The organism is Limnohabitans sp. 2KL-27 (genome assembly GCF_001269345.1).
In the GTDB taxonomy this organism is placed as follows: domain Bacteria; phylum Pseudomonadota; class Gammaproteobacteria; order Burkholderiales; family Burkholderiaceae_C; genus Limnohabitans_A.
The window spans coordinates 1938022-1961581 of record NZ_CXOP01000002.1; the positions used below are offsets into that span (position 1 = coordinate 1938022).

23 protein-coding genes and 2 tRNA genes are annotated in these 23560 nt (G+C 59.0%); 9 read left to right on the forward strand and 16 right to left on the reverse strand.

The genetic code is table 11. From position 1 onward, the window contains the following. Positions 1 to 81: 81 nt before the first annotated feature. Positions 82 to 633 (forward strand): hypothetical protein, encoded by a 552-nt coding sequence (locus LHAB_RS12090; RefSeq protein ID WP_090046677.1) that lies wholly within the window; start codon positions 82 to 84, stop codon positions 631 to 633. Positions 634 to 663: 30 nt separating this feature from the next. Here LHAB_RS12090 and LHAB_RS12095 read toward each other — a convergent pair whose 3' ends face one another. The 6 genes from LHAB_RS12095 to LHAB_RS12120 are packed head-to-tail and all read right to left on the reverse strand — an operon-like array spanning position 664 to position 6728. Beyond that, complete coding sequence (locus tag LHAB_RS12095) at positions 664 to 1149, reverse strand: molybdenum cofactor biosynthesis protein MoaE (RefSeq protein ID WP_090047939.1); 486 nt, start codon at positions 1147 to 1149, stop codon at positions 664 to 666. Positions 1150 to 1156: 7 nt separating this feature from the next. Beyond that, a complete protein-coding gene (moaD, locus tag LHAB_RS12100; protein ID WP_090046679.1) occupies positions 1157 to 1408 on the reverse strand; it encodes a molybdopterin converting factor subunit 1 in 252 nt (83 codons plus the stop codon). Continuing rightward, positions 1405 to 2661 (reverse strand): molybdopterin molybdotransferase MoeA, encoded by a 1257-nt coding sequence (gene glp, locus LHAB_RS12105; protein ID WP_090046680.1) that lies wholly within the window; start codon positions 2659 to 2661, stop codon positions 1405 to 1407. The genes moaD and glp overlap by 4 nt, the downstream gene beginning before the upstream one ends. Before the next feature lie 6 nt (positions 2662 to 2667). Beyond that, complete coding sequence (gene thrC, locus LHAB_RS12110; protein WP_090046682.1) at positions 2668 to 4113, reverse strand: threonine synthase; 1446 nt, start codon at positions 4111 to 4113, stop codon at positions 2668 to 2670. Then, positions 4113 to 5435, reverse strand: a complete 1323-nt coding sequence (locus tag LHAB_RS12115) for a homoserine dehydrogenase (protein ID WP_090046684.1) — start codon at positions 5433 to 5435, stop codon at positions 4113 to 4115. Before LHAB_RS12115 ends, thrC begins: the two co-directional genes overlap by 1 nt. 51 nt (positions 5436 to 5486) lie before the next feature. Then, the gene (locus LHAB_RS12120; protein ID WP_090046685.1) at positions 5487 to 6728 is read right to left on the reverse strand and encodes a pyridoxal phosphate-dependent aminotransferase; all 1242 of its coding nucleotides are present in this window, start codon (positions 6726 to 6728) and stop codon (positions 5487 to 5489) included. A gap of 132 nt (positions 6729 to 6860) precedes the next feature. On the opposite strand from LHAB_RS12120, the gene LHAB_RS12125 reads away from it, so the two are divergent. The 3 genes from LHAB_RS12125 to LHAB_RS12135 all read left to right on the forward strand — a co-directional run bounded on the left by LHAB_RS12125 (position 6861) and on the right by LHAB_RS12135 (position 9716). Then, on the forward strand, positions 6861 to 7238 hold the full coding sequence (locus LHAB_RS12125; protein ID WP_090047940.1) for an Mth938-like domain-containing protein: 378 nt from the start codon (positions 6861 to 6863) through the stop codon (positions 7236 to 7238). Positions 7239 to 7396: 158 nt separating this feature from the next. Beyond that, positions 7397 to 7882, forward strand: a complete 486-nt coding sequence (locus tag LHAB_RS12130; protein WP_090046687.1) for a peroxiredoxin — start codon at positions 7397 to 7399, stop codon at positions 7880 to 7882. Between the two features lie 157 nt (positions 7883 to 8039). After that, a complete protein-coding gene (locus tag LHAB_RS12135) occupies positions 8040 to 9716 on the forward strand; it encodes a PhoH family protein (RefSeq protein ID WP_090046689.1) in 1677 nt (558 codons plus the stop codon). A gap of 26 nt (positions 9717 to 9742) precedes the next feature. Here the strand turns inward: LHAB_RS12135 and dnaB are convergent, their stop codons facing one another. From dnaB to uvrC, 9 genes are all read right to left on the reverse strand, one after another. Further along, positions 9743 to 11161, reverse strand: coding sequence for a replicative DNA helicase (gene dnaB / locus LHAB_RS12140; RefSeq protein ID WP_090046691.1), 1419 nt, complete (start codon positions 11159 to 11161; stop codon positions 9743 to 9745). A gap of 174 nt (positions 11162 to 11335) precedes the next feature. Next, positions 11336 to 11411, reverse strand: a tRNA-His gene (locus LHAB_RS12145). Between the two features lie 26 nt (positions 11412 to 11437). Continuing rightward, entirely contained in the window at positions 11438 to 13369 is a 1932-nt protein-coding gene (locus LHAB_RS12150; protein WP_090046693.1) for a SurA N-terminal domain-containing protein, read from the reverse strand. A 62-nt stretch (positions 13370 to 13431) separates the two neighbouring features. Next, positions 13432 to 13507: transfer RNA gene (locus LHAB_RS12155), tRNA-Val, on the reverse strand. Between the two features lie 16 nt (positions 13508 to 13523). Then, positions 13524 to 13796 carry an HU family DNA-binding protein gene (locus tag LHAB_RS12160; RefSeq protein ID WP_090046695.1) on the reverse strand — a complete coding sequence of 91 codons (273 nt, stop codon included), beginning with the start codon at positions 13794 to 13796 and terminating at the stop codon, positions 13524 to 13526. A 167-nt stretch (positions 13797 to 13963) separates the two neighbouring features. Continuing rightward, on the reverse strand, positions 13964 to 15049 hold the full coding sequence (locus LHAB_RS12165) for a tartrate dehydrogenase (protein WP_090046697.1): 1086 nt from the start codon (positions 15047 to 15049) through the stop codon (positions 13964 to 13966). 101 nt (positions 15050 to 15150) lie between these two features. Continuing rightward, positions 15151 to 16059 (reverse strand): DMT family transporter, encoded by a 909-nt coding sequence (locus LHAB_RS12170; RefSeq protein WP_090046699.1) that lies wholly within the window; start codon positions 16057 to 16059, stop codon positions 15151 to 15153. Continuing rightward, entirely contained in the window at positions 16056 to 16625 is a 570-nt protein-coding gene (gene pgsA, locus LHAB_RS12175; RefSeq protein WP_090046701.1) for a CDP-diacylglycerol--glycerol-3-phosphate 3-phosphatidyltransferase, read from the reverse strand. The genes LHAB_RS12170 and pgsA overlap by 4 nt, the downstream gene beginning before the upstream one ends. 53 nt (positions 16626 to 16678) lie before the next feature. After that, positions 16679 to 18607 carry an excinuclease ABC subunit UvrC gene (gene uvrC / locus LHAB_RS12180; protein WP_090046703.1) on the reverse strand — a complete coding sequence of 643 codons (1929 nt, stop codon included), beginning with the start codon at positions 18605 to 18607 and terminating at the stop codon, positions 16679 to 16681. Positions 18608 to 18661: 54 nt separating this feature from the next. On the opposite strand from uvrC, the gene earP reads away from it, so the two are divergent. The 5 genes from earP to LHAB_RS12205 all read left to right on the forward strand — a co-directional run bounded on the left by earP (position 18662) and on the right by LHAB_RS12205 (position 22393). Next, positions 18662 to 19759 carry an elongation factor P maturation arginine rhamnosyltransferase EarP gene (gene earP, locus LHAB_RS12185; protein ID WP_090046704.1) on the forward strand — a complete coding sequence of 366 codons (1098 nt, stop codon included), beginning with the start codon at positions 18662 to 18664 and terminating at the stop codon, positions 19757 to 19759. Positions 19760 to 19852: 93 nt separating this feature from the next. After that, positions 19853 to 20326, forward strand: a complete 474-nt coding sequence (locus LHAB_RS12190) for a YeeE/YedE family protein (protein WP_090046706.1) — start codon at positions 19853 to 19855, stop codon at positions 20324 to 20326. Next, positions 20323 to 20757 carry a DUF6691 family protein gene (locus LHAB_RS12195; RefSeq protein ID WP_090046708.1) on the forward strand — a complete coding sequence of 145 codons (435 nt, stop codon included), beginning with the start codon at positions 20323 to 20325 and terminating at the stop codon, positions 20755 to 20757. The genes LHAB_RS12190 and LHAB_RS12195 overlap by 4 nt, the downstream gene beginning before the upstream one ends. Positions 20758 to 20853: 96 nt before the next feature. Then, complete coding sequence (gene efp / locus LHAB_RS12200; RefSeq protein WP_019428318.1) at positions 20854 to 21408, forward strand: elongation factor P; 555 nt, start codon at positions 20854 to 20856, stop codon at positions 21406 to 21408. Positions 21409 to 21520: 112 nt separating this feature from the next. Further along, positions 21521 to 22393 (forward strand): LOG family protein, encoded by an 873-nt coding sequence (locus tag LHAB_RS12205; protein WP_090047942.1) that lies wholly within the window; start codon positions 21521 to 21523, stop codon positions 22391 to 22393. Here the strand turns inward: LHAB_RS12205 and LHAB_RS12210 are convergent. Continuing rightward, complete coding sequence (locus LHAB_RS12210) at positions 22390 to 23550, reverse strand: MFS transporter (protein ID WP_090046710.1); 1161 nt, start codon at positions 23548 to 23550, stop codon at positions 22390 to 22392. The genes LHAB_RS12205 and LHAB_RS12210 overlap by 4 nt on opposite strands. Positions 23551 to 23560 lie beyond the last annotated feature (10 nt).

Genomic DNA, 23560 nt, shown 5'->3' on the forward strand with positions numbered 1-23560 from the left:
ATCTCCAATGCCTGTCAATTTGTGCTGAAAGTGGCATTTTCAAGGGTCACGTCGGTTCACGCTATTGCCTAAAATCAAAACATGAACATTCATCAACTGTCTGTGCACCACGATGAGCGGCAAGACCGCTTGTTATTGCGTCTGAACACCCAAGACCAGCAAGAATTTCGTTTCTGGTTGACACGGCGCATGACGCTGCGCCTAATGCCAGCCATCCAACAATCGGCCGTGCGCTTGGAGGCAGCGCAACCTGGCGTGGCGGCCACCGATGCACCAGCGCAACACCTGCTGAGCGAACTCAAGCGCGATGCATTTTTGAAAAAGGCCGACTTTGCCACCCCTTTCGACAACCACGCCACCCAATGGCCGCTGGGGGCTGAACCCCTGCTCATCACCGATGCCCATCTGAGCATTCAAACCAACGGGTCTTTGGAAATCTCTTTTGAGGACAAGTCAGACCCGGCCCAAGCCCGTGCTTGCCAGTTGCACCTGCAAGTCAGCTTGGTGCACGGCATGGTGCATCTGATCGAGCAAGCCAGCGAAAAAGCCGAATGGGGAACTGTGGGCAGTGCCAATAAAGTGACCGACAAGAGCCCAGTGGCCCCCTCCGAGCCGCCTCGCTACGCCCACTGAGGCTGTCCCGCGCCCAGGGCGGGCCAAAACTCAAGCGTTGTGGGCCTGTATGCCCCATCGCGCCAAAGCCGCATCGTCAGACACGCGGGCATCCACCCAATGCGCCCCCTCTCGGGTTTGCTCTTTTTTCCAGAACGGGGCTTGTGTTTTCAGGTAATCCATCAAAAATTCGCAGGCTTTGAAGCTCTCGCCCCGGTGAGCAGAAGTCACAGCCACCAGCACGATCTGGTCTGCAGGCAGCAAGCGCCCCACGCGGTGCACCACACGCGCCGCATAAAAATCAAAACGCCGGTGGGCTTCATCGATCATGGCTTCGATCGATTTTTCGGTCATGCCTGGGTAGTGCTCCAACTCCATTGCCTGCACCTCATCACTGGCCTGACCGGTCAGCGCTCGGGTGTCGCGCACCGTGCCGACAAAGCTGCACACTGCACCGACCCGCAAGTCCTGGCCCTGAAGGGCGGCCAATTCGGTGGACACGTCAAAGTTGTCAGTCTGGATGCTGACTCGCGGCATCATGGCATCAACCTCCGGTCACGGGTGGGAAAAAGCCGACTTCGCAGCCCTCGGTCAGGGCAGCGTTGCCCTGCACCATGAGCTGATTCAAGGCCATGCGCACTGGACGCTCCGGCGATAGACAAGCTCGGTAGTGCTCGCCCCGCGCCATCAATTCACTGCGCAAGGCGGCCACATCGGCTGTCTGTGTCTCCACGGTCTCATGCGACAAACCAATGCTCTCACGCAAAGAGGCGAAATAGCGAACTTGCACTTTCATGCCAGGCACTCCGAAAAAGGCCAAAAATCAAGCAACTGACCCGGCTCGATCGTTTGTCCACCGGGGTTGTCGACCACCCCGTCGGCCCACACCACCGAATTCAAAACCCCCGAACTTTGATTGGGAAACAGGTCCAACCCACCTTGCGCATTGCGGCGCACGCGCAAGAATTCGCGGCGCTTGTCGGCCTTGGGCCACGCAAAATGCGCAGGCAAACGCTGACTGGGGGGCGCAGTCGTGGCCATGCCTTGAAGCTGACGCAGCAAGGGTCTGACCAAAAGCAAAAAAGTCATGAAACTGGACACAGGGTTGCCCGGTAAGCCCACAAAGTGGGCCACGCCAGCGGCGGTCTGACGGCGCACCTGGCCGTAAGCAAAGGGTTTGCCCGGCTTCATGGCGATTTGCCACAGGTTCAACTCACCCAAAGATTGCACAGCGGGTTTGACATGGTCTTCTTCGCCCACCGACACCCCGCCGCTGGTCAGGATCAGGTCGTGGTGGTCGGCCGCTGTTTTGAGTGCGGCCACGGTGGCCTCGCGCCGGTCGGGCACGATGCCCAGGTCGCTCACCTCGCAACCCATGCGGTGCAACAAGGTGCGAAGAAAAAAGCGGTTGGAGTTGTAAATGCTGCCTGGGGACATGTCCTGAGGGGCCACATCACCGGGCATGACCAGCTCGTCGCCCGTTGAAAACAAGGCCACTCGGGGGCGACGCAAAACAGGCAGGTGTGCCCGACCCAGGCTCGCGGCCAAACCCAGCTCAGCAGGCCCCAGTTTTTGACCACGGTGCAAAGCCGTCTGGCCTTGCCGGATGTCTTCACCGCTGCGGCGAATCCACTGCCCGGGTTCAGGCACCACCGAAAAGCGCACGGCATCTGGCTCTCCAGGCACAGGCTCGGCTTGTTCCTGCATGACGATGGCGTCAGCACCTTCGGGCACGGGGGCCCCAGTGAAGATGCGAGCAGCTTGCCCGGCTTGCAAGGGCTGCCCGGTGTGACCAGCCGCAATGCGCTGGGTCACCCGCAGTGCGACGCCAGGCTGCAACAAGTCGGCGCGGCGAACCGCATAGCCATCCATCGAGGAATTGTCAAAGGCCGGCACCTGCAAGGCGGAAACCAGGTCTTCGGCCAGCACACGCCCATCGGCATCGAAGGTGGCCACCGACTCAGCGTCGGTCAAGGGGCTGATGCGCGCAAGCAGCGCCTGCAGCGCATCGTCCAAAGACATCAAAGGGGCGCGTGGGGCTGTGCTCATGGGCTGTCAGTCGCAGTGCTGCTGAATATAGGCCTTGAGCAAATTCACATCGGCTTTCATGACCTGCACACGTTTAGGCAAGGCTTCGATGCCTTCAAACTGCGGCGGGCGCTCGGGCTGGCGACCCAAAGCCTCCACGATGGTGGCCGCGAACTTGATGGGCAAAGCGGTTTCGAGCACGATCATGGGCACATGCGGGTTCAGGTGCTCTTTGGCCACCTTCACCCCGTCGGCGGTGTGGGTGTCGATCATCACGGCATAAGTGGCAAAGACCTGCTGGATGGTCTTCAAGCGGTCCACGTGGGTGCTGCGGCCGCTGTCAAAACCGTAGGTGGTGGCAGCTTGCGCAAAACAGGGGTCGCCCGACAAATCGAAGAAGCCCGCACGGCTCAAACCTTCGCCAAAAATGGCTTTGGTTTTGGCGGCATCACGGCCGAGCAGGTCAAACACAAAGCGCTCGAAGTTACTGGCTTTGGAGATGTCCATCGAGGGGCTGGACGTTTCGTGCGTGTCTGCCGTGCCACGCACACGGTAAATGCCGGTGCGGAAAAATTCATCCAGCACATCGTTTTCGTTGGTGGCCACGACCAAGCGGTCAATCGGCAAGCCCATCATGCGGGCCACATGGCCTGCGCAAACATTGCCAAAGTTGCCACTGGGCACCGTGAAGCTGACCTTTTGATCGTTGCTCTGCGTTGCCTGGAAGTAACCGGCAAAGTAGTACACCACCTGGGCCAGCAAACGCGCCCAGTTGATGGAATTGACGGTCCCTATTTTGTATTGGCGCTTGAACTCCAAATCGTTGGAGACCGCCTTGACAATGTCCTGGCAGTCGTCGAACACGCCTTCGATGGCGATGTTGTGGATGTTCTCATCGAGCAAGCTGAACATCTGCGCTTGCTGAAACGGGCTCATGCGGCCGTTCGGGCTGGTCATGAAAACACGCACACCCTTTTTGCCTCGCATGGCGTATTCGGCCGCACTGCCCGTGTCGCCCGAGGTGGCGCCAAAAATGTTCAGGGATTCACCGCGCCGCGCCAACTCGTACTCAAACAAGTTGCCCAACAACTGCATGGCCATGTCTTTGAAGGCCAAAGTGGGGCCGTTCGACAAGGCTTCAAGGAACATCTCGGGCTGGGCATGGCCAGCGGCCAGCAAGGGCTTGAGCGGCACGATGTCTTGCGTACCGAAGACTTCAGCCGTGTAGGTCTTGCGGCACAGGGCCAGCAAGTCATCACTTGGAATGTCGTCGATGTAGAGCGACAGCACTTCAAAAGCCAAAGCCGCATAGCCTTGACTTTGCCAGACTGCGCGCAAGCGTGTCAGCGCCGCTGCGTCAAGCTTCGGATAGCTTTCGGGCAGGTACAAGCCGCCGTCGGGCGCCAAGCCTTCGAGCAAGATCTCACAAAATTGTTTGCGGTCAGCGTGACCGCGGGTGGACAGGTAGCGCATCAGTTCAACTCTTCCTTGCGAATGCGCACGATGGGGGCCATCACCGTGGGCAGGGCCTGCATTTGGGCCAGCACTTCGTTCAAAGTGCCTTCGCGGGTGTCGTGGGTCAAGATGATCACGTCGGTCTGGTTTTCTCCTGCTTGGCTGACCTGGTCGGCCTCGCGCTGCAAAACCGCATCGATGCTGATGTCGGCCTGGGCCAACAAGCCGGTCAGTTTGGCGAGCACGCCCGCTTGGTCGGCCACGCGCAAACGCAGGTAATAGCTGGTCACCACCTCGGACATGGGCAAGACGCTCAAATCGCTCATGGCGCCTGGCTGGAAGGCCAAATGCGGCACCCGGTTGAGGGGGTCCGCGGTGTGCAGACGGGTGATGTCCACCAAATCGGCGATCACCGCGCTGGCGGTGGGCTCGGAGCCTGCACCCTTGCCGTAATACAAAGTGGTGCCGACGGCGTCGCCCTGCACCATCACGGCGTTCATGGCGCCTTCGACATTGGCAATCAGGCGCTGGGTCGGCACCAGGCTGGGGTGCACGCGCAACTCAATGCCCTGCGCGGTGCGCTTGGTGATGCCAAGCAGCTTGATGCGGTAGCCCAGTTGCTCGGCGTACTTGATGTCGGCTGCGCCCAGTTTGGTGATGCCTTCGACATAAGCCTTGTCAAACTGCACGGGAATGCCAAACGCGATCGCGCTCATCAAGGTCACTTTGTGTGCGGCGTCCACGCCCTCGATGTCAAACGTCGGATCGGCTTCGGCATAACCCAGGCGCTGGGCTTCCTTGAGGACCACGTCAAAGTCCAGACCCTTGTCGCGCATCTCGGAGAGGATAAAGTTGGTCGTGCCATTGATGATGCCCGCCACCCACTGGATGCTGTTGGCGGTGAGGCCCTCGCGCAAAGCCTTGATGATGGGGATGCCCCCGGCCACGGCGGCTTCGAAGGCCACCATCACACCTTGGGCCTGTGCAGCGGCAAAAATCTCGGTGCCGTGAACCGCGAGCAAAGCCTTGTTGGCCGTGACCACATGCTTGCCAGCGGCAATGGCTTCCATCACCAGCGCTTTGGCAATGCCGTAGCCACCGATCAACTCGATCACGATGTCGATTTCGGGATTGGCAATCACGGCACGTGCATCGGCCACCACCTGAACGCCCTCACCCACCAGGCCCTGGGCGCGAGCCACGTCCAGATCGGCCACCATGGCGATTTCAATACCACGGCCTGCACGTCGCTGGATTTCTTGCTGGTTGCGCTGGAGCACGTTGAACGTGCCGCTGCCCACAGTCCCAATGCCCAACAGGCCCACTTTGATCGGTTTCATTCACTTCTCTTAAACGTTGCGCCCGGCCACACCGGGCATTTCTTGAAAAAATCAGGCCACGAGCCTGTCGGTGCCAAAGCGCTTGCGGGCCCCTTCTAGGAAGCGCGCCACGCGGCCAATCGCCTCGCGCAAATCGTCCTCGTGCGGCAAAAACACAATCCTGAAATGGTCGGATTCAGGCCAATTGAAACCCGTACCCTGCACCAGCATGACTTTGGTTTCTTCCAGCAACTGCAAGAAAAACTCTTGGTCGTCCTGCACCGGATAGATCTTCTGATCGAGTTTGGGGAACATGTACAAAGCTGCGCGGGGTTTGACGCAGCTGACGCCGGGGATGGCCGTGATCAGTTGGTGCGCAAGGTCGCGCTGCTTGCGCAGACGTCCGCCCTCGCCGACCAGTTCGTTGATGCTTTGGTGGCCCCCCAGAGCGGTCTGAATGGCCCATTGGCCGGGCACATTGGCACACAACCGCATGTTGGAAAGCATGTTCAAACCTTCGATGTAGTCGCGGGCTATTTTTTTGTCGCCCGAAATCACCATCCAGCCCGCACGGTAACCGCATGAGCGGTAGCTTTTGGACAAGGAGTTGAAGGTCAAGGTCAGCACATCCTGCGACAAACTGGCCAGGGGCGTGTGTTTGGCGCCGTCGTACAAGACCTTGTCGTACACCTCATCGGCAAAGATCACCAAGCCATGCTCGCGGGCGATGGCCACGATACCTGTGAGCAACTCGTCCGAATACAAAGCACCCGTGGGGTTGTTGGGGTTGATGACCACAATACCCTTGGTGCGTGGCGTGACTTTTGCACGGATATCGTCCAAATCGGGCATCCAACCATTGGCCTCGTCACAGCGGTAATGCACGGGCGTTCCACCCGACAAACTGGCCGCAGCCGTCCACAGCGGGTAATCGGGTGAGGGCAACAGCAACTCATCACCATCGTCCAGCAAGCCATTGGTGGCCATCACGATCAATTCGCTGGCGCCATTGCCCAAATAAATATCGTCCAGCGTGACACCCAAAATGCCTTGTTTTTGGGTCTCGTGCATCACGGCTTTGCGTGCTGCAAAAATACCTTTGCTGTCCGAATAACCCGCCGAATTGGGCAGGTTGCGGATCATGTCCTGCTGGATCTCTTCGGGCGCATCAAAACCAAAAACCGCCAGGTTGCCGATGTTGAGTTTGATGATCTTGTGGCCATCCTCTTCCATCTGACGCGCTCGGTCCATGATGGGCCCCCGGATGTCATAACAAACGTTGGCGAGCTTGGCAGATTTATGAATGGTCTTCAAAGTGCCTCCAAAGGCAGTGTGGATGAGGGAAAACCTATAATTTGACCACATTTCAAGGGCATTTCTGCCCTGCAACCCCGAGCGATCTCTCTAATGACGTTGGGAGGCTCTTCGCCTGGCCCACAAGACCCCATGAAACTACAACCCGACAAATCCAGCAGCCTCACCATCCATGCTTACGGCCCGGGCTGGATTGAAGTCAACGGTGAAAAATTTTCGCACTCCTTGACCGTCAGCAGTTTGGCGGGCGCTGTGCCCGAAAAATGGGCGGTGAGCCAGTTTGGCGCACTGAAAGCCGAGGATTTCGAGCCATTGGCCAACAGCGGTGCCGAGCTGGTCATCTTCGGCAGCGGCCAGCGCCTTCGCTTTCCTCAACCGATCTGGCTCGCACCCTTGATAGCGCGCGGCATTGGCTTGGAAACCATGGACACAGCTGCGGCTTGCCGCACTTACAACATCCTGGCCAGTGAAGGGCGAAAAGTCGTGGTCGCTTTGTTGCTGGAAACTTAAAGCATGCATTTGCATGCCGCCCTTGTAACAAGTACCTGCTCGCTTGCAGTCATGTATTCGGAGTAAAATATAAGGTTGCCGAGGCCATTGGCCTATAGCGAATCTGCCGCCATCCGATGGCGGCAAGCGCTCAACCTGTCAAGCGAGATCAAAGTTTTATGGCGATCGTTCTTAACAAGCCCCTCCCCGAATTTGAAGCGAACGCTACCAGCGGCCTGAAAGTTTCCAACATCTCCCACCTCGGCCAGCCCGTGGTTTTGTTTTTTTACCCCAAAGACAATACCCCAGGCTGCACAACCGAGGCCATGCAGTTTCGCGATAAATACAAAGATTTCGTCAAGGCTGGTGCCTTGGTCCTGGGTGTTTCGCGTGACAACATGAAATCGCACGATGACTTCAAATCCAAATTGGAGTTGCCATTTGAACTGATCGCCGACACCGAAGAAAAAATGTGCCACATGTTTGGCGTGGTCAAAAACAAGATCATGTACGGCAAAAAAGTCAAAGGCATCGAGCGCAGCACCTTCCTGATCGGTGCAGACGGCACACTCAAGCAAGAGTGGCGCGGACTGAAAGTGCCAGGCCATGTAGAAGAAGTGCTCAAGGCGGTCAAGGACCTGAAAAAAGCCGCTACGGTGGCTTGATGCCCTTGGGCTGGTTTTGTCATTTGGCTCATGCATAATGAATTCATGCCGCTGACATTCAGCCCCCCTTTTCCCCCCAACCAAAGCCGCCTTGGCCTCCAGGCGGCTTTTTCTTTTTCAGCGTTCGAATTTTTCACCCCTCAAGAGGCCTTCGTTCATGCCACTGCCACCCGCCCCTTCCCAACGCGCCAGCCGCTTGACCCACAACGCATTCGAGTCCTCTGCCATTGAAGACGATGCCCCCAGTGGCTTGATCCAAGTCGAAACCAAGGTCCAGGCAGCACCTGCCGAGCAAGTACCGGTCATGGAAACCAAGCGCGGCCTCCGTGGACGCAAGAGCGCCACCGCGACGACCAGACCAGCGCCGTCCGTGGTAGAGGCCACCGCCCCAGCGACCGCCACAAACCGCGCAACCACCCCGGCCCGGCCCAAACGCAAGACGGGCCCCAGCAAACTCTTTGTGCTCGATACCAATGTGTTGATGCACGACCCAATGAGCCTGTTCCGTTTTGAGGAGCACGATGTCTTTTTGCCCATGATCGTGCTGGAAGAGCTCGACGGCCACAAAAAAGGCATGACGGAGGTCGCCCGCAATGCACGCCAGGCCAGCCGTTCTCTCGACACCCTGGCTTCCGCCCAAGGTGCCGATCTGGGCAAAGGCTCACCCCTGAACGCCACAGGCCACACCGATGCAATGGGGCAATTGTTTTTCCAGACCCAGGCACTGGACCTGAGCCTGCCTCTGGCGCTGCCCCAAGGCAAGGCTGACAACCAGATCTTGGGCGTGGTCAAGGCGCTGGGCCAGTTGCATGCGCCACGTGATGTGGTGCTGGTCTCCAAAGACATCAACATGCGTGTCAAGGCCCGCGCACTGGGGCTGCAGGCCGAGGATTACCAAAACGACAAGACCCTGGAAGACGGAGACCTGTTGTACCCAGGCTCCATGGCATTGCCCCCGGACTTTTGGCTCAAGAATGGCAAAACGGTGGAAAGCTGGCAGCAAGGCACCCACACCTTCTACCGCATCAGTGGCCCCATCGTGCCCAGCTTGTTCATGAACCAGTTTGTGTATTTCGAGGCCCCCGGGGAACCCAGCCTGTATGCCCGCGTGACCGAAATCCGAGGCAAAACAGCGGTGCTTCGCACCCTCAAGGACTTCAACCACCAAAAAAATGCGGTTTGGGGCGTCACCACACGCAACCGGGAGCAAAACTTCGCGATGAACTTGCTGACCGATCCGGATGTCGACTTTGTGACCCTGGCCGGCACGGCGGGCACAGGCAAAACGCTGATGGCACTGGCCGCTGGCCTGACGCAGGTGCTGGATGACCGCCGCTACACCGAGATCATCATGACCCGCGCCACCGTCAGCGTGGGCGAAGACATTGGCTTTTTGCCAGGCACCGAAGAAGAAAAAATGGGCCCCTGGATGGGCGCTCTGGACGACAACCTGGAGTTTTTGGCCAAGGGCGATGGGGGCAACGCCGGTGAATGGGGCCGCGCTGCCACCAACGAGTTGATCAAGAGCCGCATCAAGATCAAAAGCATGAATTTCATGCGCGGGCGCACCTTCATGAACAAGTACGTGATCATCGACGAAGCGCAAAACCTGACGCCCAAGCAGATGAAAACGCTGATCACCCGCGCAGGCCCGGGCACCAAGATCATTTGCATGGGCAACCTGGCCCAGATCGACACCCCCTATCTGACCGAAGGCTCTTCCGGCCTGACCTACGCGGTCGACCGCTTCAAAGGCTGGGCCCATGGGGGCCACATCACGCTGGCACGCGGTGAGCGTTCGCGACTGGCCGACTTTGCCAGCGAAGCGCTCTAAGCACTCACCAATTCCCCCCCCGGGCCTCAGTAATCGTCACTGAGGCCGGAGGCGAGGCTTTCAAAGCGGGTCAGGTTCTTGAGGAAAGTGAGGCGGACCGTGCCTGTCGGGCCGTTGCGCTGCTTGCCGATGATGATTTCGGCCACGCCCGGATCTTTGGAATCCTTGTTGTAATAGTCATCGCGGTAAATGAACATGATGATGTCGGCATCTTGCTCAATCGCGCCCGACTCTCGCAAATCACTCATCATGGGGCGTTTGTCAGTGCGTTGCTCGACGCTTCGGTTGAGCTGCGACAAGGCAATCACCGGGCATTGCAATTCCTTGGCCAGCATTTTGAGGCCGCGCGAAATTTCGCCCAACTCGGTGGCCCGGTTGTCGCCGCCAGAGCCGCCCGAACCACTCATCAGCTGCAAATAGTCCACCACAATCAAGCCCAGCTTGCCACACTGGCGTGCCAAGCGGCGGGCATTGGCGCGCAATTCAGAAGGTGTGAGGCCTGGTGTTTCATCGATGTGCAAGGACACCGTGCGCAACTTTTCGATGGCCTCGGTCAGGCGTGGCCATTCGTCGTCACTGAGCTTGCCGGTGCGCAAATGGCCCTGGTCGATGCGGCCAATCGAGCCCACCACGCGCACTGCCAACTGGGATGCGCCCATTTCCATCGAAAATACAGCCACCGGCAAGCCCTCGTTCAGAGCCACATGCTCCGCGATGTTGATGGCAAAAGCGGTTTTACCCATGGAAGGACGCGCCGCCAAAACCACCAGGTCGCCCGACTGCAGGCCAGAGGTCATGCGATCCAGGTCATAAAAGCCTGTGGGCACACCCGTGATGTCGTTCGGGTTGTCGGCCATCTCCTGCACCCGGTCGAGCAGCGCCACCACCAGCGTGTCCATCGACTGAAAGCCCTGCTTCATGCGCGAGCCTTCTTCACCGATGTTGAAAATCTTTTGCTCGGCTTCGTCCAGGATGCGGTCAATGGCCTTGCCCTGGGGGTTGAAGGCATTGGTTGCAATTTCGTCGCTGGCAGACACCAGTTTGCGCAGGATGGAGCGCTCTCGCACGATCTCGGCATACCGGCGAATGTTGCTGGCGCTGGGCACGTATTGGGCCAAAGAATTGAGGTAAGCCAGACCGCCCATTTCTGCGGTTTTGCCCTGGTTTTGCAACTGCTCACTGACGGTGATGACGTCAGCCGGCTTGGACGCATTGATCAAGGCGCCAATCGCGGCGTAAATCAACTTGTGTTCATGCCGATAGAAATCCGAATCCACCAACAAATCGCCCACCCGGTCCCAGGCCCCGTTGTCCAGCAACAGGCCACCGAGCACGCTCGACTCGGCCTCAATCGAATGAGGAGGAACACGCAACTTGGCAATTTGGCTGTCTGAGGACAGGTCTGAGGGAAATTCACTCAGGTGGGGAGAAAAAACAGCAGACATGGCGTACCGGTAAATCAAATAACAATGGTAGCCCTCGAAGGGGCTGACGTCACGGGATAACCCTGTGGATAAACATGGGGTATCCCGTGTTCAAACGGGGACAACTCAGGGGCACAAACAAAGTGATGCACAAATGAAAAGGCCCTTTCGTTGCCGAAAGGGCCTTGGAGACTTTGGGGTGGCTGATGGGGCTCGAACCCACGACAACAGGAATCACAATCCTGGACTCTACCAACTGAGCTACAGCCACCGTAGAGCACTATTATAGCCGGAAGCTCAGCGTTTTTCTGGCTCTGAACCGTCCGACTTTTTGGGTTTTTCAGCCACCATTTCAACCTTGAATTGCGACTTCAGACTAGACAGGTAGGCTTGAGACTCAGCCTGCCCCCAAAGACGGGCAAATTGTTGACGACTCTGCTCAGATTGTTGAGCTGTAGCCTCAGGCCGCTGCACAATTTTGTTCACCCTCACAACGGCAAAACCCTGCAGGCCCAAATCCACACCGATCAAAGCTGGCATTTTGGAAGGATCGGCGCGCAAAGCGGCATCGATCACGGCTTGGGGTAACGCGGGGGCTTGATCACGCGAAATGGTCACAGCAGGACCCAATGCGGTCTGGGCAGCTTCGCTGGTCCAACCGGCCAAACGGGCTTGCCCCTCTGCCTTGGCCAGTTCCGCCGATTTGGCTTGAATCAAGCGTTGACGAACATCCGCCTTGACCTCTTCGAAAGGACGCGCGGCCGCTGGGCGGTGATTGACCACACGGGCTGAAACCAGGGTGTTGGGCGCCACCTCGACTGCCGCTGTGTTGCGGCGCTTGGCAATGGCATCTTCCGAGAAAATGGCTTGCAGCAATTTGGGGTTGCTCAAAACACCTTGCACCCCTGGCATGGGTGTTCGGCTCAAGCCCTGCGCTTTTTGCACCGACAATTTCAAACGCTCTGCCACGGGCGTCAAACTGTCCGACTGCTCGTACACGCTGTTGCTGAAGGTTTCGGCCAACTCAGCAAACTGGCGCTGTGCCTGTTGTTTGCGCAAATCCGCTTCCAATTGGGGGCGCATCGACTCGAAGGATGGCGCGCTGGCCTTCTTCACGTCGGTCAAAAAAATGATGTGATACCCGAAATCGGACTCCACAATCTCACTGATGTCACCCTTTTGAAGGGCAAAGGCCGCATCCTCAAAAGGCTTGACCATGGCACCTCGTGCGAAAAAGTCCAAGTCGCCACCGCGCTCGGCCGAGCCTGTATCGTCCGAATTTTGGCGCGCCACTTGGGCAAAAGTCTTGGGTGACTTGCGAACGGTGGCCAACAGGTTTTCGGCCTTGGCACGGGCTTTTTGTTTGTCTGCAGCAGGCAGGTCTTTCGCTGCATTGACCAAGATGTGGCTGGCGCGGCGTTGTTCTTGTCCAGCGATTCGCTGCAGGTTTTGTTCGTAGTAGGTTTTCAGGTCCTGCTCAGGCAATTCAATCCGGCTTTGCAAGGCCGCCACGTCCAAGACGAGGTATTCCACATCCACATTTTCGACCGAGCGAAAGCGCTCCGAATTGTCCTTGTAGAAACGCGCCAAATCGGCATCCGACACATCCACCTTGGCGGCAAAGTCCGCCGGAGTCCAGCGCTTGACCTGAATTTCGCGGCGCTGCAAATACGCATCTAATGCCGCGTCCGTTTGGCGTTGGGTCGCAAAAATCGAGGCCTGCAAACCCGCCAGCACTTGCTGGTTGGACAGGTCACGGCGCACACTGGCTTCGAGCATCTCGGGCGTCATGCCTTGGCTGGCCGCCAATTGGCGATAACGCGCCATGTCCAGCTTACCGTCTGCACCGCGCAAGCCCGCAATGGAGGGGTCTTGCTGTAAATAACGTGCCAGGCGCTGGTCACTGGTGACCAGCAATTGTTTTTCAGAAGCACGGGCAATCAGTCGGTCATTGACCATTTTGTCGAGGGTGGCGTAACGCGCTTCTGCCGAATCGAGCAGTTTCGGATCCAGGTTGGGCACCGACGCGCGAATCCGGTCCACCTCTTGCTGGTGCGCAGCATCCCACTCAGACTGGGTGATTTTTTGTCCGTCGACCCGGGCGACTATGGCCCCTTTGTCTTCAAACTGGCTGTAGCCCTCCATGCCAAACAGCACAAAGGACGGAATCACCAACAAAAACAACAACCCCATCAAGATTTTTGAATTGTTGCGAATGGAATCAAACATGTCTGAAGTCTCGGGTTGTCCAGAAAAAAGGCGAACACCGGGTTCGCCTTTACTTTGAGGGGTGGTGGGCGCTGACGGTCTCGAACCGCCGACCTACTCCGTGTAAAGGAGCCGCTCTACCAACTGAGCTAAGCGCCCCACCTGAAAAGAGATGTCAGTTCAAAGCGTCCTTCAAGGCCTTGCCCGGACGGAACTTTGGAACTTTGGCTGATTTGATTCTAATCGCTGCGCCTGTGCGTGGATTGCGGCCTGTACGCGCGGCGCGTTTGCCCACGGCAAACGTGCCAAAACCCACCAAGGACACGGTCCCGCCTTTTTTGAGGGTGGTGCGCACAGCGCCCATGGTCGCTTCCAGTGCGCGGCCTGCAGCAGCCTTGGACAAGTCTGCTTGTTTTGCAATGTGTTCGATCAGCTCTGTTTTGTTCACAAGAAACCTCTTGAAATGACAGACCGGTGCAACCGGCAGTGGACTGAAAAATGGGGCCACAGACACCGCTGTGAGCTTTGAATTTTAGCCGTTAAAAGTTCAAAAGAATGCCATGAAAGGCCCTTTTTCAATGCCAGACCGAACGCCTGTGCTCGGTTGCAGGGCACTCAAAGTGCATCGACAATGGCTCGGCCCACATCGGCCGTCTTGGCTGTGCCACCCAAATCCGGGGTTCGCGGTGCATCGGCACCCGCCGCCAGCACCTTTTCAATGGCCCCCAAAACCGCATCGTGGGCGTCTTTGTGGCCCAAAAACTCCAGCATCATCGCGCCGCACCAAATTTGACCGATGGGGTTGGCAATGCCTTGGCCCGCGATGTCGGGAGCGCTGCCGTGCACAGGTTCAAACAGCGATGGGAACTTGCGATCCGGGTTCAGGTTGGCACTGGGCGCAATGCCGATGGTGCCCGTGCAAGCAGGCCCAAGATCACTCAGGATGTCACCGAACAAATTGCTGGCCACCACCACGTCAAAAAAATCAGGGCGCTGCACAAAGTGGGCCGTCAGGATGTCGATGTGGAACTTGTCCACATTGAGGCCCGGATAACCCTTGGCCATCTCGGCCACGCGCTCATCCCAATACGGCATGGTGATGGCAATGCCGTTCGATTTGGTGGCGCTGGTCAGGTGTTTTTTGGGACGCGACTGCGCCAACTCAAAGGCAAATTTCAGCACCCGGTCAACGCCGATCCGGGTCATGATGGACTCCTGCATGACGATTTCCCGATCGGTACCGGGGAACATACGCCCTCCCACGCTGGAGTACTCGCCCTCGGTGTTTTCACGCACGATGTACATGTCGATCTCACCGGGCTGTCTCGCGCTACCGTCGCGCCGAACCACGGGGGCGATGATACCGGGCATCAGGCGCGCGGGGCGCAGGTTGATGTACTGGTCGAACTCTCGGCGGAACAGCAGCAAGGAACCCCACAGCGACACATGGTCGGCAATTTTTTCGGGCCAGCCCACCGCACCAAAATACAAGGCATCGTGGCCACCGATCTGGTCTTTCCAGTTGTCGGGCAACATCTGGCCGTGTTTTTCGCAGTAGTCCCAGCTGGAAAAATCAAAGTGATCAAAGTGCAGATCAATGCCAAATTTGCGGGCTGCGGCGTCCATCACGCGCAAGCCCTCGGGCATCACTTCTTTGCCAATGCCGTCTCCTGGAATCACGGCTATCCGGTGCTGGGTCATGGGAATCACTTTCTGCTTCAAAAATTAACGGCTGGCATCGCCAAAACGGTGCGCAGCCTTGCACGGGTGTGCAGCTTAACCAAAAAGGAGTGGGAGTGCTTTCACCAACGTGACGTCCGCACCACAAGGCTCACGCCCAAGGCCGTGAGCGCCGTCCCGACCAAAGTGGCGGCCGTGATGCTTTCACCAAACAACATCCAAGCCAAGATCGCCGTGGTTGGCGGCACCATGTACATGAGGCTGGTCACTGCCGCGGCAGCGCCGCGCTGAATCAGCACATAAAACAACGAACTGCCCCCGACCGTGAGGCCCAGCACCGACCACGCCAAGGCGCCAGCCAGCTCCACGTTCCAATCCATGGGCTGCGTTTCGACCAAAGCCAGGGGCACCGTGATGGCCAGGGCCGCCATGATCTGCACCGTGTTGGCCGAGCGCACATCACAAGGCTTTACAAAACGCTTTTGGTAAAGGGTGCCGATGGTGATACTCAACAAGGCCCCCACGGCAAAGGCCATGTTGAAGGAGGACACATGGTCCATGGGTGAATCCAGCGTGAGTTTTCGCCAAACCACCATCAACAAGCCCGCAAAGCCAAGCAATAGACCCAGCCACTGTTGGCGCGTCACCCCGGGTTGGTCCGATCCTCTGAGGCTGTAGGAAAGCCAGATGGCCGTCAGCACAGGTTGAAAGCCCACGATCAGTGATGTCAGGCCCGAACCCATCCCCGCCTTGACCGCCACCCACACGCCCCCCAGATAGCCGCCGTGCATGAGCATGCCCGAGACCGACAAATGGAGCCACTGTGGGGTGGTTTTGGGCCAAGGCACCTTGGCCCAAAAAATCCAGGGCAAAAAGCAAGCGATCGACAGCAGGTACCGCAGCACCAAAAAGGAAAAAGGCGGTGAATGGGGCATGCCGTAGCGGGCGACAATGAAACCGGTGCTCCAAATCAGCACAAACACGGCAGGTGTCGCCCGGACCCAGGCGTCGGAAGCACGCCCACTGCTCATTTCACGTGGGCTCGGATTTCAGGCAAGGCCTTTTGCATGTAGTACACCATGGACCAGACCGTCAAAACGGCGGCCACCACGATCAGCACAGCGCCCCAGGCCCGGGTGTCGATCACGCCGAACAAGTTGCCGTTGTAGAGCAAGAAAGGAATGGCCACCATTTGCACCGTGGTCTTGAGCTTGCCCACCATGTGCACCGCCACGCTTTTGCTGGCCCCGATCTGGGCCATCCACTCGCGCAAGGAAGAGATGGCGATCTCACGGCCAATGATGATGAGCGCCACCAACACATTGACACGGTCCATTTGCACCAGCATCAGCAAAGCCGCACACACCAGGAATTTATCCGCCACGGGGTCCAGGAAAGCCCCAAACGCCGAGGTCTGGTTGAGCTTGCGGGCCAAAAAGCCGTCCAGCCAATCGGTGAAAGCGAACAACACGAACATGACCGTGGCGATCAGGTTTTGCATCTCGACCTTCAGGCTGTCGAGGTAGTAAACGCCAATGATCAACGGGATCGCGACGATGCGCGTCCAGGTCATGAGGGTGGGGATCGTGAAAAACATGCTGCTGATTGTGGCACGCCCAGCCAACAGCGCGATGACAGACGGGACCGGGCTCAGTGCAAGGCGTTGTAAATCGTCTCGGCCAGCTCCCGCGAGATGCCCTCCACCCCCAGCAAGTCCTCCACACTGGCACTTTCCACACCGCGCACGCCGCCAAAACGCTGCAACAGCTTGGCACGTTTGCGTGGCCCAATGCCAGGAATTTCCTCGATCTTGCTGCCGCCCATGCGCACCTTGGCCCGCTGCGCCCGCATGCCGGTGATGGCAAAGCGGTGCGCCTCGTCGCGGATTTGCGCCACCAGCATGAGCGCAGCCGAGTCCTTGCCCAGGTAGACCTTCTCGCGGCCATCGGCAAAGACCAACTCTTCCAGGCCCACCTTGCGGCCCTCGCCTTTTTCGACGCCCACGATGCGCGACAGGTCCAGCCCCAAATCCGTGAATACCTCACGCGCCATGCTCACTTGGCCTTTGCCACCATCGATCAGCACCAGATCGGGCAGCCGGGCCGTGCCTTCGCCTGAGCGCAAGGCTTCTGCCAGCTTGCCGTAACGGCGCATCAGCACCTGGCGCATGGCGGCGTAATCGTCACCCGGCGTAATGCCTTCTATGTTGTAGCGGCGGTAGTCGCCGCTTTGCATCTTGTGCTGACGGAACACCACGCACGAGGCTTGTGTGTTCTCGCCCGCTGTGTGCGAAATGTCAAAGCATTCGATGTGCAACTGGTCCAGATCGTCGGGGGCCAGTTCAAGCGACTCGGCCAATGCACGGGTGCGGGCCTGCTGCGAGCCTTCTTCGGCCAGCAGGCGGGCCAACTGCAATTCGGCGTTTTTTTCGGCCATCTCCAGCCACACGCGGCGGTGCTCCCGCGGCTGAGTCACGGTGCTGATCTTCACGCCAGACTGGGCCGACAAAGCCGAGATCAGCGCCTTGTCGACCGCCGCGCTCAAAATCAACAGCGGCGGCACAGGCACGCCGATGTAGTGCTGCGCCAAAAAGGCTTCGAGCACCTGCACCTCGACGGGCCGCGGAGCATCGCCCTCCTCCAGTCCCAACAGGTCCTGCGCGTCCTGGACATGGACCGGAAAGTAAGGCCGATCGCCCAAATGCCGCCCCCCGCGCACCATGGCCAGGTTCACACAGGCGCGGCCTCCTTGCACCTTGACCACCAGGATGTCGGCATCGGTGTCTACCGCCGTGTCCACCGACTGCTGGTGCAAGACCCGCGACAGCGCCGTCAACTGGTTGCGCACCTCGGCGGCCTGCTCAAATGCCAGGCGCTCGGCGTGCGCCATCATCCTCGCCTCCATCTCGTGCATCAGTGCCTGGGTCTCACCGCGCAGAAACTGCTCGGCATGCTGCACATCGGCCTGGTAGTCCTCGGGGCTGATCAGGTTCACGCAAGGGCCCGAGCAACGCTTGATCTGGTAAAGCAGACAAGGCCGCGTGCGGTTGGCAAACACGGTGTCCTCGCAGGTGCGCAGCCTGAACACCTTCTGAATCAGCTGGATCGACTCCTTGACCGCCCAAGCACTGGGGAAGGGCCCGAAGTAGCGGTGCTTCTTTTCTACAGCACCCCGGTAATACGCCACACGTGGGTAATGCTGCGCCTCGGGCGTCTTGACCACAGCGGGCAGCGCCACGCGGCCATTGCCTGTGAGCTTGAGGTAGGGGTAACTTTTGTCGTCCCGAAACAGGATGTTGAAGCGCGGGTGGAGCGTCTTGATGAGGTTGTTTTCCAGCAACAGCGCCTCGGCCTCGGATCGCACCACGGTGGTCTCCATGCGGGTGATCTTGCTGACCATGTGGCCAATGCGGGTGCCGCCATGGTCCTTCTGGAAATAGCTTGACACCCGGCGCTTGAGGTTCAGCGCCTTGCCCACATACAGCAGCTGCTCCTGCGCATCAAAGTAGCGGTACACCCCCGGCAAGGCGGGCAGCGCGGCAACTTGCGCGAGCAGGGCTTCATCATGGGTGTTCGACATGGCGGCTATTGTCTGTGAAAAGATGTGTGTGAATTCTCCAGCGACAATCGCCGCATGCAATCTGGCCACCTCTGGGACATCTTCTGCACCGTCATCGACAACCACGGCGACCTGGGCGTGTGCTGGCGCCTGACACGCCAGTTGCGCGACGCGGGCCAGCGCGTGCGCCTGTGGGTGGATGACGCCTCAGCCCTGAGCTGGATGGCGCCCACCGCACACCAAGAGCCGGGCATCGAGGTGCGCCCGTGGTCCGATGCCAGCCAAATCAGCACCCTGCAAGCGCTGCCCCCGGCGGATGTCTGGGTCGAAGCCTTTGGCTGCGACATCCCTGAAGCCTTTGTGGCGCACGGTGTAGCCACCCGAGCGCAACAACCCAAATGGATCAACCTCGAATACCTGAGCGCCGAAGACTGGGTGCCCCGCATGCACGGGCTGCCTTCACCCGTGATGAGCGGCCCGGCAAAGGGTTGGACCAAGGCCTTCTTTTACCCCGGCTTCACGCTTGGCACGGGTGGCCTGCTGCGCGAAACCGACCTGCTGGAGCGCCAGCAAAACTTTGACCTTGTCAAACGTTCGGCCTGGCGAGAACAACATGCCCCCAACCTGGCCCCGAATGGCCTGCTGATCAGCCTGTTCTGCTACGAGCCCGCTGCCCTGCCCCAACTGCTGGCCCAACTGGTGGGCACACCCCACCACCTGCTCGTGCCCCCCGGCCGCCCTCTGGCGGCGGTGCAGCAAGCACTGGCGGGCATGGCCGTGCAACCGAACTGGAGCGCCCTGCCCTACACCGACCAAAACGGCTTTGACGAGATGCTCTGGGCCTGTGACTTGAATTTTGTGCGCGGCGAAGACTCCTTGGTGCGCGCCTTGTGGACCGGCCAGCCCTTTGTCTGGCACATCTATCCACAAGACGACAACGCCCACCATACCAAGCTGGAGGCATTTTTGGTGTGGATGCACGCACCACAAAGCCTGCAGCGATTTCATCGGGTGTGGAACGGCCTTCATGAGGGTGAATTGCCTGCACCCGATCCCCAGCAATTGGCCGATTGGCGAGCCTGTGCGCTCAGGGCGAAGCAAGCGTTGGTGAACCAGCAGGATTTACTGCAACAATTACTGATGCACACCGAGTCCGCCACCCGAGCAACTTGACCCTGTTCATGGCCAACAACACGACGCCCTCACAACGTGGACTGCTTCTGCCCTCACAACAAGCCATCATCCACTATCGGATAATCACCCACCATGAATTTGATTGACACCCTCTTCCCCCTCGGCTGGCAGCAGTACCTGCTGGGCGGCCTGACCATTGGCGCGGGCGTTGCGCTGCTTTATTTGTTCAACGGCTGGGTCGGCGGCATGAGCTCCGTCTTTTCCAGCAGTTGGTCCTTTGTGTCCAAACGGGCGTTTTTTCAGCAAGCCCGCTTTGTCAGCACCCGCAACTGGCGGCTGGTTTACGCGCTGGGCGTGGTGCTGGGGGCGCTGGTTTGGCGGTTCACGCTGGCGGGCGGTGAAGCGCAGCACACCAGCGTGCCCGCCTGGCAGCTGCTGGTGGGCGGCTTTTTGGTCGGCTACGGTGCGCGCTTGGGCAATGGCTGCACATCCGGTCACGGCATTTGTGGCCTCGGCTCATTGCAACTGCCTTCGCTGGGCGCGGTGCTCACCTTCATGGCCACCGCCTTCATGACCGCCAACCTGATGGCCTGGAGCCTCGCATGAATAATCTGAATCCTCACACACTGTCCCTGCCCAAAGCGTTGGTCACCCTGTTCGCCGGGGCCTTGTTTGGCTTTGGCCTGTCGCTGGCCACCATGGTTAAGCCCGACGTCGTTTTGAGCTTTTTGCGCTTTCAGGACTGGGGTCTGATGCTGGTCATGGGCGGTGCCGCAGGCCTGGCCATGCTGGCTTACAAAGGTTTTCCGCGCTGGCTGAGCCGCCCCTTGCTGGGCGGGCAGTTCCTGACGCAACCGGCCAGCTGGAACCGCCAAACCGTCATCGGCTCGGCCATTTTTGGCGTGGGCTGGGGTTTGAGTGGCGTCTGTCCGGGTCCGGCCATTGCGGCCTTGGGCACCGGGAACACCGACATCCTGTGGGCCTTGGGTGGCATTGTGCTGGGCGCTTTGGCGCATGGCCTGACGGCGCAGGACTGAGCGACTGCAGCCCTCATCGGCCGAAAAGCCAACCCCACAGGTTAGAATGATGGGCTTGGCTTCAAGCCACCCTCTTTCATTTCAGACTCAATTCCTATGAAAACCGCTCAAGAAATCCGCGTCGGCAACGTCATCATGCACGGCAAAGACCCCATGGTCGTCCTGCGCACCGAATACCAACGCGGTGGCCGTGGTTCGTCCACCGTGCGCATGAAGCTCAAAAGCCTGATCGCCAACTTTGGCACCGAAGTCGTGTTCCGCGCCGACGACAAGATGGATCAGGTCATTCTGGACAAAAAAGACTGCACCTACTCTTACTTCGCTGACCCCATGTACGTCTGTATGGACACCGATTTCAACCAGTACGAAGTCGAAGCCACCAACATGGGCGACGCCCTGAACTACCTCGAAGACGGCATGGAACTCGAAGTGGTGTTCTACAACGAGAAAGCCATCTCGGTCGAATTGCCCACCAGCGTGGTGCGCGAGATCACCTGGACCGAGCCTGCCGTCAAGGGCGACACCTCCGGCAAAGTGCTCAAGCCCGCCAAGATCGCCACCGGCATGGAAGTGCCCGTGCCTTTGTTCGTGAGCCAAGGCGACAAGATCGAAATCGACACCCGCACGGGCGAATACCGCAAGCGCGTCTGATCTTTTATCAAGTCTCCCAGGAAAGCCCCGCAAGGGGCTTTTTTCATGCTCCAAACGGTTTTCTGGAACTTTTTTGCCTTGCCTGCAGGTCTCACGCATGCACAATGCCGCCATGCAATCCCGACAAGACCTCCTGACGCCCTCTCTGCCCCATGCTTGGGCCGATCTGCAAGCCGAACCCAACACCGCCGACTGGCTGGAGCCAGAAGCCCATCGCCTGGCCTTTGCCGACCCCGAATTTCTGCTGCGCCGCGAGACCCGGGGCATCCGTTTCCAGTTGGAGATGCTGAAACCCGACCTGGCGCAAACCGAGGCCAAGATCGAACACACCGTGGTGGTCTTTGGCAGTGCACGGTTCATGGACATGGCCAGCGCCCAAGCGCGGCTCAAGGCAGCATTGAAAAGTGGACAGTCACAAGACATCGCCCTTGCCGAGACCGCTGTGCGCAATACCCAGCATTACGAAAATGCCCGCGTTTTTGCGCAGCTGGTGGGCAGGTCTTGCTCATGCCTGCCGGACGAAGAAAAGCTGTTCATTTGCACGGGTGGCGGGCCCGGCATCATGGAGGCGGCCAACCGGGGCGCGCAAGAAGCGGGGGCACCTTCGGTCGCCCTGAACATCGCCTTGCCCCATGAGCAAAAGCCCAACCCTTACGTCACGCCCGAGTTGAGTTTCAAGTTCCACTACTTCGCGCTGCGCAAAATGCACTTCATGATGCGGGCCAAGGCATTGGTCGCATTTCCGGGTGGTTTTGGCACATTGGACGAGTTGTTCGAAGTGATGACGCTGGTGCAAACGCGAAAATCACGCGCCGTGCCGATTTTGTTATTCGGGACGGAATTTTGGAAACGACTGATCAATATGGACATGCTGGTTCAAGAGGGCACCGTTTCCAGAGAAGACCTGAAACTGTTCCGATATGTAGACACACCCGAGGATGCTTGGAAGACGATCTGCGAGTTCTACCAACTGAAGGTGGCTTAAGCGGCCCGCAAGCGCCATGCTGCGCGAGCTCCCAAGCCCACAGCAGTGCCCACCACCCAAAAAACCGGGGCCACCCCGGCAACGGCACCCGCAGCGCCAAACACCATCGGCATCAGCACGCTTGAAGCATTGATGCTCATCAGGCGCAAACCCAGCGCCTCCCCCTGACGGTGCTGGGGGGTGATCTGGTGCAAAGTGCTCATGATCATGGGCTGCACCGTGCCCAGCACAAGTCCCAACAACACCGAGCACAAGCCCATGCTCCAGGCCGTGGGCATGAATGGATACAGACCAAACAGCAGCGCGGTGCACACCATGGCCCCGGTGATGATCTGGTGCTCCTGGACATGCCGCGAAATAAAGGGCAAACACACCCGGATGAACGCCGCTGCAACGGCAAACGCACCCAAAATGGTGCCCACCACCGAAGCACTGAAACCCCGCTCGTGCCCCAGCACCGGTACCACAAAAGTGTGGACATCCCAGCACGAAGACAGCAGCCAGTTGACCCCCAGCAAACGCCGCATCATGGGCTCGGCCAACAAATCCATGGCGCGACGCGGTGCAGCGCTTTCAAGCGATGGCGGGCTGTGACGCTCGGGCACCTTGCGCACCCAAAACCAGGTGCTCAGGGGCAACACTGCCATCAGCAAAAAGGCCCAGCGAAAACCGGTGACATCGGCCGGCTCGGGACCGGCGTAATCGATCAGCAAACCGGCCAGGACCGGACCCAAAAAGTTAGAAATCGCCGGGCCAATGGACAACCAGCTGAAAGCGACCTTGAGCTCTTGCGGGTCTTTCGCCAGTCGGCCCACGTGCCGCTGCAAGGCGATCACCGCCATGCCGGTGGCGCCTCCCGTGGCCAAGGCGCTCAGGCACATCACGGGAAAAATGGGCCATAACACCGACAACCCTGCCCCCACCGACGACATGGCCACGCTGATCAGCAGCGGTTTTTTGAGGCCTTTGCGGTCGGCATAACGCCCTGCGGGGAGTGCCAAAAAAACCTGGGTCAGGGCAAACAAAGCCAACAGTGCCCCGACGGCCATGGCGCTGAAGCCCTGTTTGAGTGCGAGCAAGGGAATGGCCATGCGCATGCCCGCCATGCACGCATGCAAAAAAATCTGGCCTGCGATCAAACGGGGCAGTGTGGTCATCCCAATGCCA